The sequence below is a fragment of the Pseudohalioglobus sediminis genome, from assembly GCF_008370495.1.
Classification (GTDB): domain Bacteria; phylum Pseudomonadota; class Gammaproteobacteria; order Pseudomonadales; family Halieaceae; genus Halioglobus.
Map to the genome: position 1 here is coordinate 460,820 of NZ_VTUX01000002.1, position 16,928 is coordinate 477,747.

A 16,928-nucleotide genomic window follows, 5' to 3' on the forward strand; every position below is an offset into this window, starting at 1 on the left:
TCAAATTTCAGGGCTGCGCAGGCAGGCTGTCCAGCGGTACCTGACCGCGGGTCAGCGCCTCGATATAAGCTGGATTGGCCAGGTGGCAATAATAGTTACCCAAAAAGCGCCCGGGCATGGGTATCCACCATGCATAAGGCACATACAGCGCCCTGGTGTGGAGATGCAGGCGCCCCGCGCCGTCTCGCGTAACTGGCTGAAACGGCCAGGGGTCGATCCAGCGAGGCCCGATGAAGGTCAGCTGCTCTTCTTCCACCACCCAGTCAGCAGGTGAGAGCCGCCGCTGAACCGACGGAACCCCTGCCATGACCTCATCGAGCACGCGCCGGTGTACCGCGTCGCAGCTACTCTCGGTACCGGCGGGTGCGGAACCGCTGCCATCTTCGGCGCCATGGATGGCGTTGATGCGCTCAGCTGTGCGCATTTTGCAGGAAATGACGGTAGCCAGCGGCAATTGCGCCGAGACCGGCAGTGCCGCCATTTGCGTGACCAAAAACGGGTCGTCTGTGGGTTTCGACTGGATAAACGCCTCGCGGTCGTCGTAGATATCAACCCTGGGCACCAGCGCCGTTTCGGCGATGACCGACTGGGCAAACGCGCAGAAGTCGTCCGGGGTAGCCGGCAGCGACCGGGCCGCCGCTAGGACGGGAAAGCAGCCCGCCCACAACAGTGAGCCCAACAGCGCACCGAGCAGTCGCAGGCCGTCAGTATTCAATACGCTAGCTCCCGGTGGCACGCACCGGCTGGCGCACCGGGGCGAGCAGTGGCACCGTGTCGATGACCCACTGCAGGTCCTGCCGCTCGCGGCGCAGGGGAGAAGGAATGGCCAGTGCTTTCTTGCCGGTAAAACGCGCGGCCTCGTCGGTGTCGATTTTCCAGCCGAATTCCTCCACACAGCGCCGCCGCGCGGCGCGGAAACTGCTCATGAACTTGTCATCCTTGACCGACATTTCATTGGCGAGATTGTCCGGCAGGTAGTTCGGCGACGCCGCGTTGACGATCACCGCGTCCTCATTCAGGATGCGGCGAAGCCGCTTGCGCGAACCCTTGTCAAACAGCGAACTCTTGAAGAAGTTGCGGAACTGCAGCGCGAACGTGCGCGTGGTGTGTTCGTCCACGGGCGTGTTGGCATCAAACATGATGATCGACATCTTCGGATTGATATCGATCTGGATCCGCACCGTCATGCCCGACAGGTCGTAGTAAGGTTTGGTTACCGTCGGCTGGCGTTCCTTGCGCATGCGGCGACGCAGGAAGTTTTCCTTGAACTGCGGCGGATACTGCAGGTTCTCGGAGTAGCCCCAGTGCTCGCCCTTTTCAATTTTTACAATATGGTTTTCCTCCGCTGTTTCCGGCATCCCGAAAACCGGGTGTACGAAGGATGCGTGGGCGATATCGATGCCGTTCTCAACCACGCGCGCCGCTTCGGCCTGCCAGGTAAACTCGTCGGTAATAAGGCGCCATTCGGGATCATCGAATTCCGGCAGCGGTGGAATCGGGTAGCGCTCTGATTCCGGCAGGTCACCGAGGAAAACCCAGATCAAACCGTAGCGCTCCTCCACCGGGTAGGCATCGATGCGCGCGCGATCGGGAATCTTGAAGTCCTTGCCTTCGGAGGGTATGAACTCGACCTTGCCCTGACCGCTGAACTGCCAGCCGTGATAAGGGCAGGCCACGCAGTCACCCTTGGTCCAGCCACCACTCAATGAACCACCCCGGTGCAGGCAGACGTCACTCAGGCATTGCACAACACCATCAGTGTCGCGAAACAGCACGAAATCGCGCCCCAGCAACCTTGCCTTAACGGGTTTATCGGTGACCACGTGTGACCATTCAGCCACGTACCACAGGTTGATCAACACCGCTATTACCTCCTGTCCTGTCAGAATAAGTTGGCTCACTTTAGCGCCGATCGATGCGTGGGATTACTGACAAAAGTCAAGAATTGCGTGCTTCAGACACGCCTATACTCACAGCTTACGCGCAGCGTCGCGAGGGCAGCATGATTCGAGGTCTACATGGCAAACCTGGTTAGGGCTTTATACCGCGCAGCCTGCGTACCGGGGGCTCCGGCCCCCTACGACAGGGTCACACTGAAAGTCCATTATCCGGCTGCATACCAGGGTAGTGAGGCAGAGCGCAACTCAGGCTTACTGCCGGCGGCTGGGGATGCCGCCCCCTACCCCGTAGTCATACTCCTGCCGGGCATCAATCTCGGGGCCGAAGGCAGCGGCTGGTTGTGCCAGCAACTGGCCGAGGCAGGGTTCGTCACCGTGGCGGTCACCATGATCTCTGAGGAAATGCCGGGCTATATCAGCATCACGCCGGGGCTGCGCATGGACCGGCTCACGCCGGAGGGTTTCGGTTCCGGGCCCAGCTGCCAGCTGCTGGCACCGGTGTTGACTTGTTTACAGTCACTGCAGGATGACTCGGTGCTCGCCGGCCTGCTGGACCTCGACAGGCTGGTCCTCGCGGGGCACTCTGCGGGGGGCACCGCCGCGCTCATCAACGCCGACCCACGGTGGCTACCCGGTCTGTGCGCGGTATTCACCTACGGCGCGCACACCGGTGCTGCCACGGCGCTGGGCTGGCCTGAACAAACCCTGCTGCCGATGCCGGCGGCGCTGCCGACGCTGCTACTTGGCGGAGATCGCGACGGCGTCATCGCGGCGAGCGGACATCGCTACGGGGGGCGTGAAGCGGACCCGATTCACAGCCTTGAGCGCACCTTTGTTGATGCCGTCAGGGAGGAAGACGGCAACGCCTACCTGTGTATCCTGGAGGGCGCCAACCACTTCAGTTTCGCACATCCCGTCGATGGCACCACCGGGCGGGATTTTCTCGACTGGGACACCGGCGCTGACCCGGCCGTCACACGCCAGCGCATCGCCGAACTGATAGTGGCGTTCCTGGGGGCCTCGGTGCACGCAGATCCCGGCGCTGCGGCGGCGCTGCGAACCTTACTGCAGGCTGACTGGTTGCGGCTGGTGAGGACAAAATAGCGCCGTGCGACGCCCGTTCAGTGCTCCTCGAACAGACGGCCGAGGTGGTCGTACTGGTCGCGTATGCCACAGCTGCGCAGGGCATGCCACGCAGTGGCGACATTGATAGGCAGCACCGGCTTACCCAGCCATTTTTCCAGAACCGGGAAAGTGCTGGCGGTGGACAGGTTGGTGCCGACCTGAATGATGGCGTCGACGTCATCACCATCGACCTGGCGCACTACCTCCATTACCTGGTGATCGGGTACCAGGGCAATCGCATCATGGGCGTTCTCACAGCGCAATCCCGCCACGTGTTTGACGCTGTAGCCCGCGTCCTCGAAAAACAGGCGCACGTTCTTGTCCCCTATCGGCTGATAGGGCGTGATCACGGCGATGGTCCTGCCATCGGCGCCGGAAACGCCCAATGCATCAAGGGCTGAGATCACCGCGTTGGCACCCGTGGTCAGGCCGGTGTCGTGGCCCACCATTTCCTGAATGCGGTCAACAAAACCGTCATTGCCCTTGATACCACCCCAGAAAGTCTCCGCAGACATACCCATCATCACGTGGTCGGGTTTGCAGGTCATCAGACTGGCGATGGAATCACCAATAGTCTGGCGCAGCATGTCCAGGAAGCGCATGAAATTGTCGTCGTCGCTGAGATCAGCATGTTCGATCATAAAGCGACTGAAGTGCCAGGTGACGCCACGCGGGATGATGCGCTGGCAGTCATACTCTACCGAGGTATTGGTGGATGGGATAATGACGCCGATCCTGGCCCGGTGGCCGACATAGTTGTCCAGGTGGCCCTGTGTGCGCTGGTCGCGGTCGCGCGTCCGCGACAGGTCAATTGTGGAGTGGAATGTTGTCATGTTTTGTGTCTCCGTCACTCAGGCCACGGCCAGGCTGTCGCGCACGCAGTTGATCATGGCGCGCTCCATGAGGAATTGGCGCGCCCGCACCGGGTCGCCGGCGGCCTGCATCAACATCTGCTGCCTTGCTGTCTGCGTGGCCGCGTCCGTCGCTTCCATCAGTTTCTTGTTGGCAATGGTATGGTCCTGGACGAAGCGCACCGCCAGGTCACGTCGTTGCCGGTTATATAAATCAAACAGGGGCTGGTGGGCCGCACCGTCACGCAGTACGCGCACCAGTTTCTCGCCCAGGTTATCGGCATCGTGAATGCCGCCATTCATGCCCATGCCGCCCAGCGGATTGTTGATATGGCAGGCGTCTCCGGCCAACAGTACCCTGCCCCGGTAGTACGTTTCCGCCACCCGCTGGTTGACGTTATAGAGCGTGCGGTGACCGATTTCGTAATCGCCCGACTTGTTCCACAGATGGTGCAGGCGCGCCTGCACGAAGTCGTCGGACAGCAGGTAGGCCTCGTCATCTGCCGACTCCGGACGGGTTGGGAACAGCACCCGCCAGATCTTCTCGGTGCGCAGTATCACGCACCACTCTTCCGGATCAGCGATATAGTTGACCCAGGCCAGGTCGTCGAACACCTCCTCGAATGGGAACGGCGTGCTGACGACGAGGAATTTCTCATCGTACGTGAATCCGAGATAGTCGATGCCCGCGGACTTGCGCACGCGGCTGCGCGCGCCCTCCGCGCTAACCAGGAAACTACCCCGCAGTTGCATGCTGTCGCCGTGGTGCTCAACCGTCACCTCCACATGCTCGTCAGTTTGGGTAAAGCTCACCAGTTCGGTGGCAAAGCGTATATCCGCACAGGGCATCTGCTGCAGCGCCGCCACGGCCATGCGGGTGTATTCGTATTGTTCCAGCTGCAGGCGAAAGGGGAAGCGGGTGTCGTCACTGAGCAGGGACATATCGAAATTGGCCACATCGCCGCTGCTGCGGTCGCGGTACTGGTAGCGCCCGACCACCAGGCCCTTGGCGAGCATCTGCTCGATAATGCCGCAACCCAGGTCGGCGATCATTTCCAGGCTGGGTGGGTGAAAGGTCGAAGCGCGCAGGTCCACAGGCAGTTCCGGCTCTTTTTCCAGCAGCACCACCGGCACGTCATGACAAGCGAGATACAGGGCCAGATGGCAGCCGACGGGGCCTGCCCCGGCTATGATCACAGGTGCGGTCGCCATCAGCCCTGACCTCCTGCAGCAGACACCGCAGCCAATACCGCCTCCAGCGGCCACACATCAGCGTACTTGGCATGCATGTCGAATAGATTGGCCTGGTGCGCGTCCGCGTTGCGATCTCCCACCGCCTCCCGCGGCACCACCACCCGGTAATCGTGCTGCAGCCCGTCTACTACCGTGGCACGGACGCAGCCGCTGGTGGTGAGCCCGGTCACTACCAGCGAATCCACGTCGCCAGCACGCAACAGCGCATCTAGATCGGTACCGTGGAAGGCGCTGGCCCACTGCTTTTCCACCAGCGTTTCACCGGCCTGGGGCGCCAGGCGTGTATCGACCTGCACCCACCGTGAACCCGGTTCCAGCACGTTCAGCGCGGGCACGCGCTGGCGAAACACACGCGCCTGTTCCGGGCCGTGAAAAACTACCGTGGTGAAAAATACCGGCAAGCCAGCCGCGCGAAACGCCTGCAACAAGCACGCATTGGCAGCCACCACCTCGGGGCAGTCACAGCCCAGCGGGCAATCCGGGTTGGTGAATCCCTCGATCATATCCACCAGTATCAGGGCGGGCCTGGCGCCCAGGCCCAGGCTTTCTCGTTCCAGGTCCATGCTTATCCTTTTGCGGCGCTAATCGCCATGGGCTCATTGTCAAAGAATTCCGACAGCTGCGCGGCGAGCGCTGGCGTGTGACGCTCGCAGGCATAGGTTCCCGCCCCCGCCGGCAGTGTGCCCTGCCGTCCCTGTGGCAACAGGGCCAGGGTACCCGCCACAGCGCCGTGCAACGGGTCGGCATCGCCGGCGAGAACCAGTACCGGGCAGGATATCCCGGGCAGTAGTGCGGCAAAATCCTGTGCGCATACTGCGCGATACGTACCCTGGTAGGTGTCGCCGGCGGACAGCGCGCTTAACAGTTCACGCTGGATCAGTGCGGGCGGTGCGTCCTCTTCCTTGGCCTGGAATCGCTGCCACCACTCTTGCAGGTGACTGCCGTCGGCAGCGAAAGGAAACGCTTCCACCTGCGCAGGCAGCGACGCGCGCTGTGCTGCCGTGAGCAGCGGCGGGCCGCATAGTGCCAGCGCGTCGCAGCGTCCCGGCTGCTCCGCCGCCAACTGCACGGCGACGGCGGCGCCGGTATGGTGGCCGAACATCTTGCAGCGCTCTATGCCCAGAACATCCAGCAGCGCTGTTATCGCCGCTGCGAATCCGGCGATATCGGCACCATCGGGCAGTCCATCGGAGCCGCCGAAACCGGGCAGATCCGGCGCCAGCATGCGGTAGCGAGGGGCGAGGGCCGACATCAGCGGCAGGTACATGGCCGAGGTACTCGGGGCCTGGTGCAGCAACAGCAGCCAGGGTCCGTCGGTGCCCCCTGCTATTCGATAGTGCAACTGACGTCCGTCGACCTCCGCATAGGCTCGCGTGACTGCAGTCATGGTGTCTCCAGTGCCAGACTGACCCACTTGAGCTCGGTAAACTCTTCCGTGCTGTACTTGCCGCCACTGCGGCCGATACCCGATAGACCCCTGCCGCCGATGGGCGCCAGCGCGTTGCTCTGAAAGGCATGCATGCCAATATGCACGCTGCCGGCGCGGATGTCGCGGGCGGCGCGAAACCCCCACTGCAGATTGTCGGTCAGTACGGCGGCCGACAGGCCAAATACGCTGTCGTTGGCGGCGGCGATGGCCCCATCGAGATCATCCACGAGCACCACACTCGCCAGGGGACCGAAACTTTCCTCGCGCCAGACCGCGCTGTCTCGCGACGGCTCCAGCAGCACCGTCGGCGCCAGCGTCAGCTCGCGCACAACCTTGCCACCGGTGAGCAGGCTGGCACCGCCGGCCAGTGCTTCGTCGATATGCGCCAGAACCTTGTCGAGCGCGCTGCGATTGATCAGTGGACCATAGCAGGTGGCGTCATCCCTGAGGTCACCCAGGTGCATGGCCTCGCAATGTTGTTTCAAGGCGTCGAGAAACGGCCCGGCGATTTCCCGCTCCACTACAACGCGGGAGTTGGCCATGCAAATCTGCCCGGCGTGCGTGAATATTCCCGCGGCTACTGTCGCCGCAGCCAGGGCGGGATCGGCATCGCGCAGCACCAGTACGGCACTCTTGCCCCCGAGTTCCAGCTGGCAACGGCGCATGTGCTGCATGGATTGCGCGCCCACGGCGATGCCGGTGCCGGTAGACCCGGTCAGGGCAACACAATCCACATCGGGGCTGGCCACCAGCGGCGCACCGCACTCTGCCCCGTAGCCCGTCAGTACGCTGACCGCCTCCGGCGGGATACCCGACTCCAGCAGCACCTCGGCAAAAGCCAGTGCAGTCAGCGGAGTTTCCTCGGAGGGCTTGATGACAACGCTGTTGCCGGCGGCCAGGGGGAAGGCTGTCATTTTGACCAGCAGGGACAGAGGTGCATTATAGGGAGAGATCACCGCCACCACGCCCAGGGGCTCCCGAAACACCATGGACAGGCGCTGCGGGTTATCGTTGGGGAAGGTATCGCCGTAGAGTCGACGTGACTCCCCCGCTGCCGTGCGCAGCAGATCCACCGCGTAGGCAATCTCCGCCCTCGCCTTGGTGATCACGCTGCCACTTTCGTCGATCAGGTTATCGAGGAATCGGCTTTCGCCCTCAGCGGCAATCAGTTCAGCAGCGCGTAGCAGGCAGGCCTCGCGCGCGGCGGGAGCAAGGCCGGACCAGGCGTCAAAGCCCTTGCGCGCACAGGACAGCGCCGCTAATACATCGGCCACATCAGCGCGTGCCACCCGGGCGAGTACGCGCCCGTCCGCAGGCGCCAGCACATCAAAGCAGGCACCCGACTGTGAGGCCTTGCGCTGCCCCCCGATAATAAGTTCGTATTCTCGCATACTGGCTGGAGTTACCGCGTACCGAACTGCGCCTGTTCACTGCCCTCGATTTCCATCTGCGCTGCCATCAGCCTGCCGCGCTCGGCAGGGAAGGCCTGCACCAGGCCCATGCACAGATCCCTGAGTGACCGCGCCGGGACACCGTGATTCCCGGTACCACCGCCGGTACCACCGGCCTTGACGCAATATGTGCCCAGGCGAAACGCGGCCTCCGCCACCACACCCTTGCACAGTCGCCAGCGCTTGACGACCTCATCCTTGGGCAGCAGGGGCGGCTCACTGCATTCCAACTCTACCTGTCGGCGCAACCAGATGGTAGCGGTTTCCAGCTCCACCAGCATGTGGCCGATCAACTCCTGCTGGTAGGGCGCCGTGCCCACCGGTTTGTCACTGTCGGCGAATTTCTTGCTGCGTAACTGACCAATGGTGTACTGGTAAAGGCTGTGCGCGGCGCCAAGGTAGCAGGCTATGCCGGCAACCTGGTTGCCGACGAAGCTGCCCCGGCTCATCTGCATGCACCGCGTGAACGCACCGGGAATGGCCAGTGCATCGGCATCGGCAACGAAAACATTCTCCAGCACAATACCGTGGGTCGCCGTACCGCGCATGCCGATAGCATCCCAGTGCTCTCGCTCACTGACACCTTCGGCATCGCGATCGACAAAAAAGGTGCACAGGCCGGCCGCAGTATCCTCGCCGTCCAGCGACGCCGTCACCAGGTAGCGATCAGCCACACCGGTGGCACAGCCAAAGGACTTGACCCCAGTGAGACGATAGCCGCCCTCTACCGGGGTGGCGCGGGTACCAATGGTGATGGCCGCTTTTTCCGATTTCACCGATTCGCTGGCAAAATTGGCCAGCCATTTACCCTCGGTACCCATGGTGTGCAGGAGTTTCTCGGCGAAGGCGCGCACGCGCAGCGCTTCTTCGTCGTCGAACAAGCCTGCCTCCAGGGCCTCCAGCGCCAGCAGGCCCCGGGATGCCGAACTGCAGTGAAAGAAATAGGTCAGCGCGGTGGACGGGCAGGCCGTGCCGAGGGCGAAAGTGGCAGCGCACAGGTCACGCAGGCCACCGCCAAGGCCACCGTAAGTTTCCGGGACTACCATTCCCAACAGCCCGGCGTCGCTCAAGGTGCGGATATGCGGCACGTGGAATTCGCCGCGCGCATCCACTTCTGCGGCCTGCGCCGCCAGCGCCGGCAGCACTTTTTCCACGCGCTCTGCCCTGGCCACTTCGGCGGCCGTCATGTCAGTGATAAAAAATTGTCCGGTCATTGTCTGCATATCGCTACCTATACCTCGTCTTCGCCAATCAACAACGCACGCTGCGCCGCCACCGCCTCGGCGCCAATCAGTGGCGTGATGCGCCCCCAGACCGGATCCACGTCGGGATCAAATATGATCTTCTTGTTGGCCAGGTTGCGCGCTCGCAGTTGCGCAGCGCTGACACCGGCCAGTGCCTGTGCCGAAACACCATTGCGCAGCAGGTTGAACCAATGGTCGCGGTAGGCCGCGACGGTTGCCTCGATGGCGCCAAAGGCGGACTCGTTGGCGCGGCGCGCCAGCATCCAGGGTGACATAACGGCATTCTGTCGAGGCGACAGGTGCGCCATGCTCAAACCATCGATAGCGGCGCCCTGTTCGCAAGCGTCGGTAAGCGGCGTGAAGACCTCGTCCATGTAGCCAAGGTGGCAGCCCAGGTCCAGGCGCGGAATCAGGTCCAGGTGGAAAGCAAAATGCTCGCCGGCCGCCACAGAGTCCAGGGTAAAGTGCGGCACGGCACTGTCTCCCGGGGTAAAGGCAAACAGCATATGGCTGTCGAGCTGCATCGGCGCCACCGCCAGGGAACAGGTCACCAGCCGGAACAGCGGCCCGCCGCTGAACAGGCGCACGTTGCCGATTTCGCCCTCCACCATGGGCAACTGGCTCACCAGGGACATCCATGGACCGCCCGACTCATCGTGCTGCTCCTCCAGCCCCAACTCGCTGGTGATAGCCTGCAAGGTGTTGTGGAACAGCGTTGCCGGTAGCGACAGCTTTGCATTCATATTATTTTCCATCCTGCGCGCATCGGCGCCTGTTTACTGTGCTGAGGTGAAGTCTGCAACCGGCGCCGCGGTGAGGCCTTGATAAATCTCAAATAGCGCGAGCTCAGCGCGCGCCGAACGCAATCATCGCGCGATAGCGGAGGAGAGATCCCAGGGCCGGTTGGCCAACAGATCGGTATTGCGCGACACTTCCTTGTGCGCAGCATTGGCCGGTCGCAGGTTCGCCAGCATGATGCCGGGATCCGGCGGGCAACGATGCCAGACCGGCTGGCTGAGCAGGCCATCGAACTTGCGCTCGGCCCACGGCGTCATCACCGTGAAGTCGGTCTGCAACTCGGTCGCAAAGCCCACACCGCAGTGCGTATCGTCTACGGCCACCAGCAGATTGATTCGGTTTTCCGCCGAGCGCTCCAGCAGCCCTGTCTCCAGTTCCCAGTTCTCCAGTGGCGACAACGGCACTGTACACACTTCTACCCCGGCGAGTGCCAGCAGCCTGAAAGTTTCCGGGTAGATCGAGTCGTCCGAGGTCACCACCGCCAGCCGCCCGAATGGCAGTTCCACAGACAGGAATTCCGCTGCCGGCGTACTCCAGTCAAAGCGATTGGATGGATGCACCTGCCCCTGTTGCAGCAGCAATCCAGACTTGCCGACCACCACAGCGCTGTGCTGCCATGCGGCAGTCTCGCCCAGTACCAGTGCTGTCGTCACCACGGCATCGCCGCAGGCGCTCGCCAGCGCCGGTATCGCCTCCAGCGCGAAAGCCGCGCTGGCTGCGGGATCGTCGGCAGCGGGCACCAGCGGTGGCAGCGCTATCAATTGCGCGCCCTGCTCTACCGCGGTGGCGACCTGCGCACAGGCCTCCTGCAGATCGTCGGTGTCAGCCAGGGTGACCACCGCAGCGACCATCTCCGTGGCACCGCGCATCGACGGCAGCACCTGCGCTGTCGGGTCGCTCGCAATAGGACGGTACAGCCCCGGGCGCCGGCTGCGGAACACGTCCGTGCCATCGGGTCGGGTCTTGTCATCGGCGTCAGCGGGACAAATGTCGGCGTAGACGTATTCGGCCTGATCGCGTGAGGCCATCGCCAGCACGGTCCCGTCAGGCGCCACGATCTGGCTCTCGCCGGCACCGTCGAGAAAGCGTCGCGGAATGCCGGTAGCGGCGCTGATACCGTCTGCCAGCTCCTCCGGGACCAGTGCGCCGACCTTGTTGGCGGCGATCACGAAGGCCTTGTTTTCGGCCGCACGCACCGGGATGTGCAGCGAGGCTTCGTCACTGGCAAAAGAATTCAGGCTGTTGAGCAGCAATTGCGCGCCGTTCAGCGCCAGGCAGCGCGGCGTTTCATTAATGACCCCATCCATACAGGCATAGAGCCCCAGCCTGCCCAGGGGTGTCTCCACTACGGGACCTTCACAGGACGCCCTGGCCAGGAAATCATTCTCGTGACCGATGTAGATCTGCTTGGTGTTATCCGCCAGCAGCTCGCCGGTATTGGAGTACAGCAGGCTGGAGCCGGTCGCCTCGCCACTATCCCTCTGCACGGTACAGTTCACCACTACATGCAGATCCAGTTCGCGCGCCCTGGCCGCGATTGCCGCCAGGAAGGGTCCGTCCAGGCGCACGGACACCGCGAAGCAATGCGCCTTGTCCTCGTACCAGGAGAGATGATTACAGAACTCAGGCAGCACCAGCAGCGCTGGCTGGCAGGCACTCGCCCGCTCCATCCAGTGCAGACAGGTTTGTAAATTTTTTTCCACATCCGCGCCAATCTGGAACTGGGCAACCGCCACGCGCACTGTCGCTGACATCTTGGGCATTTTCCTATTGCATTGTATTGTGACTGGGCACAGCTTAATGGCGCACCCGTACCCCGCTGATGACAAAAGTCAAAAGGCCGCCGGCCATGCTGTCTATAATCACAGACATCCTCTCGCGACAGGGCGCTAACCGCCACGTGCTTCGATGAACGAATACCTGCTGCTCAAGTTCGCCCATCTGCTGGCGTTTGTCTACTGGCTGGGCGGCGACCTGGGTACATTCCTGGCCAGCCGCGAGGTCATCAATCGCCAGCATTCGGTGCCCGCGCGCCAGGTCGCGCTGAAAATCATGCTTGCCTGCGATATGGGGCCGAAGCTGGCGATGCCGCTGATCATGCCGCTGGGGGTGCAGCTGGCCGCACTCGGCGGCTGGCTCGCAGTGGACAGATCCGTACTGATATTGCTGTGGCTGCTCTGCATCTACTGGTTCATCGTGGTGCTGGTGCTGTTCCTCAATGAGGGCAAGGCTTTCACGACAAAGCTGGCGCGGGCCGATTTCTGGTTTCGCATTATTTTTGCGAGCGGACTCGGCCTCTGGGGCATCTACCTGTTAGTCGCATCCTCATCGGCGCCGTCATGGCTGGCTTGGAAGTTACTGGTATTCGTGGCCATGGTGTTCTGCGGGATCATGATTCGCATCAACCTGGCACCGTTCGCGCCGGCCTTCGTTGAGTTGATCAGCGAGGGGCCGAGCGACCGGGTCAACACAACACTGGAACGCATCGTCGGACGCTGCCGTCCCTGGGTATGGGCTATCTGGAGCGGCCTGTTCCTGAATGCTGCCCTCGGCCTGCACCTGTGGACCTGATCCACTTCGCGTCGGCGCAGCGTATGCATCGGCATAACTACATAACTACGGAATGACATCATGAACTCCACTTCTGCCGCGCAATCGGTGTTTCTCGGTATTCGCCTCAACAACGGCGTCAACCGCCAGCACATGATCACGTTCTATCTGTCGTGCTACGCCACCATCATGCTCGCCACCTTCGTGCCCCAGGTGCAACCATTCATTCTCGAGGAGGTGTTGCAACTGGAAGCCTCGCGCCAGGGTGTGGTCAGCGGCAACCTGAATTTCTGGGGCGAAATTGTCATTATCGCCAGCGTGGGGTTCTGGGGCGGCCTCTCCGACCGTATCGGACGGCGCACCGTCACCACCATGGGCTTCCTGCTCGCAGCGGCCGGCATCCTGCTCTACGGCCTGGTGCGCGAGCTCAACGGCCTGTGGCTGGCAAGGGGGGTGTACGCGCTGGGTATCGCCGCCGTCACCACCATGCTTATTACGTTGATGGCGGACTACGCCGACGACGCCAGTCGCGGCAAGGCCACGGGCTTTCTCGGAGTGATGAACGGACTGGGAGCAATGACGGCGGCACTGTTCCTGCTCAAGCTGCCGGCGATATTCCAGGCACGCGGCCTGAGCATTAACGAATCGGCGATCGCCACCTACGGCAGTATGGCCGGCGTCACGCTGTTGGTGGGTATCGCCATGTACCTCGGCCTGAAGCCAGGGAACAACCGCGATTTCTCCGACCGCACGCCGCTGCTGCAACAGATGCGCGAAGGCCTGGCTGAGGGGCGTCGTCCGCTGGTGGCCCTGGCCTATGTCTCATCCTTTGTGGCGCGCGGCAACCTCGCCGTCGTGGGCACCTTCTTCACCCTGTGGGCATCTCTGTATGGCACCCGGGAACTGGGCATGAGCACCGCAGACGCCCTCAGCAAGGGCGGCGCCGTGCTCGCGATAAGTTACGCTGCTTCGCTGTTTTCCGCACCGATATTCGGCATTATGACCGACCGCCTGGATCGCACCACCGCGTTGGCCGTGACCCTCGCCATCGGTGCGGTGGGTTATGGCAGTACCCTGTTTCTTTCCGATCCATTCGGGGTACCCGCCATCATATGTCTGATCCTTATCGGCATGGCCGAGGTGGGTTGCATCATCACCAGCGGGGTACTGATTGCGGAACAAGCCCCGGAAAAGTTACGCGGGTCTGTGGTGGGCTTGTTTACTCTCAGCGGCGCCGTGGGCATCCTGATCGCCAGCGTGGTGGGCGGCTACCTGTTCGACCACTGGCTGAAGACAGGGCCATTCGTGTTCTTCGGTGCGATTTCGGCGATGGTATGTGTCTGGGCGTTGATGCTGCGACTGTCTATCCGCCGTCAACAGGCGGATACGGCCTGAGGCGCCTGACGAGAAACTGACCGCGCTGAAGCGGTCAGTTCAATACCAGATAGCCGCGGCCACGCAGGCACTGCTTGACCACATCGACCTCATCACGCTCGCCCTGGCTGATGCCCCTGGCGCCGCCACTGACTGCGCCCACGCCGGCACCGCGCGCCGCGTCACTGCTGTTGCCGGCGATAGCGCCGATAAGGCCGCCTACGACGGCACCCGAGGCTGCGCCCTTGGCCGCTTTCTCACCGCTTTTAACTTCCTGGCTGTAGGTGCGACACTCGGCGAGATCCTGTGCGTAGCGAGCCTCGTCCACCCCTTTGCGATCGATGATGATTTCGTCGGTGGTGGTGCAGGCAGTCACCAGCCAAAGACTCAGCAGAACCGCCATACTGTGCTTCATGTGTTTCTCCGGACCAGCCATAACCCATGTGTCATGGTTTACCAGATAGCGGCGAATGGCAAGCAGCCCCCTGGCGCTTGCTCTTTGCTCAGCTGAACAGGTCACGACTACTGAAAGGAGCCGCCATGAAACGCGCGAAGGCCTTGCCGCCAGTCAGCCAGGCTACTTTGGCGCCACTGCGCTCCGCTTTGAGGATACCGTCAACCAGGAATGGCGTGACGGTTTCCACCCTGTCACCCAGTATGTTGAAAATCTTCTTTGCCTTTTCCCACTCCGGCGAGTCGGTATCATAGTCGCCGACCAGCAGTTCGGTGACCACGATACCCGGGCTCAGTGTACACACCTGCACGCCGGTACCCGCCACTTCTTTCTGCAGCGACCTGTTGATGTAGTTCACCGCTCGTTTCGTGGCGCCATAGGCGCACATCCCGGGCTGCACCTGGTTGCCGCTGCCGAAACCCTCCATGTTCCAGATCTGCCCGCCACCCTGGGCGAGCATGCCCCGCAGGGCCACGCGGTTGGCCTGCAGCAAGCCGGTCAGGTTCACAGCGACGATCTGGTCCAGTGCCTCGGCATCGCTCTCGGCCAAGGGCTTGCGCGCAATACTCATACCCGCGTTGTTCACCCATACATCCACCTGGCCAAAAGCATCGCAGGCTGTATCCCAAAGTGACTGCAGCTGTGCAGCGTCGGTAATATCACAGGCCACAGCCCGCACCAGGGAGGCATCACCTCCGCTGGCCAATTCCGCTGCGGCCGCATCGGCCGAAGACTGAGCGCGACCGGATACCACCACACGACAACCGCGCGCGAGAAATTCCTGCGCCAGGCCTTTGCCGATTCCACGCGTACTGCCTGTCACCACCACTGTTTTCATAATTATCACCCTGTTATTACGATTAGCCGCCTGAGCGCCCGCAAGAAACTGTTATGATCGCCGGGCTCAACTCAACAGCGGAGATGACTGTCATGCCAAACCCCTACCCTGTGTTCCCCGTCGGCTCGGTCGGCTACAACCTGATGCAGCTGCGTGGTACCTGGCATGACCATATCGAACTGTACAATCTCGATGGCACGCCACTGGACGACGATTCCGCATCGGGCAGCGGCTCTCCCGGGCCGGGGCCCTTCGACAACCTTGTTTACATCGACTTTGACGGCAGTCGCTTCGCCCTCACCAATGTACACATTCGCGGTCGCGAGCCCGCCGCGAAAACCTTTACCGGCGAGTTGCGGGACAACCTGCTGGTTTTCGACCCACTCGGTCCCGGTGCTTTCGAGAACGTGGGTGTTTCCGGCGGCCCCGGCATCCTCACCTTCAACGCGCGCCAGCTCGATGCCGCCACCGGCGTCTACATGGAGCCGGATTTCATTATTCTCACTGCCCCGGGAGAGCGCATCCGCCACACCATGCTGTACCGCAACGGCAGGGCAACACGCACGCTGACGGCGCGAGGTACCCGCCTGCTACCGACCTGCGACTCCCGCCACGCCCTGGATCCGCGCGGCACTGACGGGCCGGTACACGAGGCACCATTCCGCTCACCGATATGGCAGCACCTTGTCGACAATGTAGAGGATTGAGATCGCCGGCAATTTGATATTAGTCAAGCCCGCGAGCTGAGCCCTCACCTATGATCCGCTGACCACGATAACATGGCGCAACAGGCGCGGAGCATGTCATGAGCGAACGCATTCTCACCCCCATCATTGATCTGGTCGAGGCCTCACCGGATGTCGACAACCGAGCTGTCTTCGAGCAGCTGTGGCAGATACTCGGTGAGATGAACGAGCGCATACAGCAGCGCTTCGAACTCACTCGCGATCCTTGCAGCGAACGATTTGATGATTACAGCAAACTGGGCGGCGACGGCACAGGCGCAGAAGGCTCGCTGAAAACCTATTCAGGACCCGAGATCGACTGGTATGTGCACTCCTATATCGGTTCTCCGGAGTCGTCCTTTACCAATATGCACATTACTATCAGTCTGGGTCCCCAGTACCTGGTGCCCAATTTCGGCTTTGCCCTGGGCACCGTGCCCGACCTGTTCATGTACATGGATTACATACCCCGCGTCGAGTTGATGGCCAACGCCGAGTACATGGACCAGTACTACACAGAGGTCAATGAGGAGTTCCTCGATCTGCAGGCAGACTCCCGCTTCAACCCCTTCATCAGCCGCGACCTCTACACCCGGGTGGCGATGACGCCGACTGCCGTGGGTTACACCGCGAAGGCAGAAGCGGCAGTGCTGGACAAGGTACGCGGTATTGCGCTGTCGCGGCTCGACCGTTGGCTGGGCTGGGTTGACGCAGCGGAGCTTACTCCGGCCGAGCAACGCCCGGCGGTTGCCGCGCGCGACGAGTTGATACGCAAGACCATCTGCGAACGCGATCCCGCCAACAACCTGGGTGACAAACTGTTTGGTGAGGAGGCCGCCGCGGCAATGGTGGCCACGCTCTGGGGTGGGACCCGCACACTGCCTCGCCCCACCGGCGACTGAGCAAGCAACAGACGCACACCACTCACCCACCATTC

At 62.2% G+C, this 16,928-nt stretch carries 17 protein-coding genes; 5 read left to right on the top strand and 12 right to left on the bottom strand.

The genetic code is table 11. The features are described from left to right. Positions 1-7 precede the first annotated feature (7 nt). Complete coding sequence (locus F0M18_RS06055) at positions 8-715, bottom strand: hypothetical protein (protein ID WP_149610504.1); 708 nt, start codon at positions 713-715, stop codon at positions 8-10. Between the two features lie 4 nt (positions 716-719). Further along, on the bottom strand, positions 720-1,901 hold the full coding sequence (locus F0M18_RS06060) for an aromatic ring-hydroxylating dioxygenase subunit alpha (RefSeq protein WP_262500846.1): 1,182 nt from the start codon (positions 1,899-1,901) through the stop codon (positions 720-722). Between the two features lie 117 nt (positions 1,902-2,018). On the opposite strand from F0M18_RS06060, the gene F0M18_RS06065 reads away from it, so the two are divergent. After that, a complete protein-coding gene (locus F0M18_RS06065) occupies positions 2,019-3,002 on the top strand; it encodes an alpha/beta hydrolase family protein (protein WP_149610506.1) in 984 nt (327 codons plus the stop codon). 17 nt (positions 3,003-3,019) lie between these two features. Here F0M18_RS06065 and F0M18_RS06070 read toward each other — a convergent pair whose 3' ends face one another. The 8 genes from F0M18_RS06070 to F0M18_RS06105 form a co-directional block, all read right to left on the bottom strand. Beyond that, positions 3,020-3,856 carry a maleate cis-trans isomerase family protein gene (locus tag F0M18_RS06070; protein WP_149610507.1) on the bottom strand — a complete coding sequence of 279 codons (837 nt, stop codon included), beginning with the start codon at positions 3,854-3,856 and terminating at the stop codon, positions 3,020-3,022. Between the two features lie 18 nt (positions 3,857-3,874). Further along, positions 3,875-5,086 carry an FAD-dependent oxidoreductase gene (locus tag F0M18_RS06075; protein ID WP_149610508.1) on the bottom strand — a complete coding sequence of 404 codons (1,212 nt, stop codon included), beginning with the start codon at positions 5,084-5,086 and terminating at the stop codon, positions 3,875-3,877. Continuing rightward, positions 5,086-5,691 (bottom strand): isochorismatase family protein, encoded by a 606-nt coding sequence (locus tag F0M18_RS06080; protein WP_149610509.1) that lies wholly within the window; start codon positions 5,689-5,691, stop codon positions 5,086-5,088. Before F0M18_RS06080 ends, F0M18_RS06075 begins: the two co-directional genes overlap by 1 nt. A 2-nt stretch (positions 5,692-5,693) precedes the next feature. Next, a complete protein-coding gene (locus F0M18_RS06085; RefSeq protein ID WP_149610510.1) occupies positions 5,694-6,515 on the bottom strand; it encodes an alpha/beta fold hydrolase in 822 nt (273 codons plus the stop codon). Beyond that, on the bottom strand, positions 6,512-7,948 hold the full coding sequence (locus F0M18_RS06090) for an aldehyde dehydrogenase family protein (RefSeq protein WP_149610511.1): 1,437 nt from the start codon (positions 7,946-7,948) through the stop codon (positions 6,512-6,514). Before F0M18_RS06090 ends, F0M18_RS06085 begins: the two co-directional genes overlap by 4 nt. A gap of 11 nt (positions 7,949-7,959) precedes the next feature. After that, positions 7,960-9,222: an acyl-CoA dehydrogenase family protein gene (locus tag F0M18_RS06095; protein WP_262500847.1), complete on the bottom strand. Its 1,263-nt coding sequence runs from the start codon at positions 9,220-9,222 to the stop codon at positions 7,960-7,962. 17 nt (positions 9,223-9,239) lie between these two features. Beyond that, a complete protein-coding gene (locus tag F0M18_RS06100; protein WP_262500848.1) occupies positions 9,240-9,995 on the bottom strand; it encodes a hypothetical protein in 756 nt (251 codons plus the stop codon). A 123-nt stretch (positions 9,996-10,118) separates the two neighbouring features. Next, on the bottom strand, positions 10,119-11,804 hold the full coding sequence (locus F0M18_RS06105; RefSeq protein WP_149610514.1) for a nitrilase-related carbon-nitrogen hydrolase: 1,686 nt from the start codon (positions 11,802-11,804) through the stop codon (positions 10,119-10,121). A 154-nt stretch (positions 11,805-11,958) separates the two neighbouring features. Here F0M18_RS06105 and F0M18_RS06110 point away from each other — a divergent pair, with 154 nt between their 5' ends. Beyond that, positions 11,959-12,621 (top strand): hypothetical protein, encoded by a 663-nt coding sequence (locus F0M18_RS06110; protein WP_149610515.1) that lies wholly within the window; start codon positions 11,959-11,961, stop codon positions 12,619-12,621. A gap of 60 nt (positions 12,622-12,681) precedes the next feature. After that, entirely contained in the window at positions 12,682-13,995 is a 1,314-nt protein-coding gene (locus F0M18_RS06115) for an MFS transporter (protein WP_262500849.1), read from the top strand. Positions 13,996-14,029: 34 nt separating this feature from the next. Here the strand turns inward: F0M18_RS06115 and F0M18_RS06120 are convergent, their stop codons facing one another. Then, positions 14,030-14,389 carry a YMGG-like glycine zipper-containing protein gene (locus F0M18_RS06120; protein ID WP_149610516.1) on the bottom strand — a complete coding sequence of 120 codons (360 nt, stop codon included), beginning with the start codon at positions 14,387-14,389 and terminating at the stop codon, positions 14,030-14,032. A gap of 88 nt (positions 14,390-14,477) precedes the next feature. After that, positions 14,478-15,266: an SDR family NAD(P)-dependent oxidoreductase gene (locus F0M18_RS06125; RefSeq protein WP_149610517.1), complete on the bottom strand. Its 789-nt coding sequence runs from the start codon at positions 15,264-15,266 to the stop codon at positions 14,478-14,480. 92 nt (positions 15,267-15,358) lie between these two features. Between F0M18_RS06125 and F0M18_RS06130 the strand changes: the two genes are divergently transcribed. Both F0M18_RS06130 and F0M18_RS06135 read left to right on the top strand, forming a co-directional pair. After that, positions 15,359-15,973 (top strand): hypothetical protein, encoded by a 615-nt coding sequence (locus tag F0M18_RS06130; protein WP_262500850.1) that lies wholly within the window; start codon positions 15,359-15,361, stop codon positions 15,971-15,973. A 98-nt stretch (positions 15,974-16,071) separates the two neighbouring features. Beyond that, a complete protein-coding gene (locus F0M18_RS06135) occupies positions 16,072-16,893 on the top strand; it encodes a red chlorophyll catabolite reductase (RefSeq protein ID WP_149610518.1) in 822 nt (273 codons plus the stop codon). The last annotated feature ends 35 nt before the right edge of the window (positions 16,894-16,928 follow it).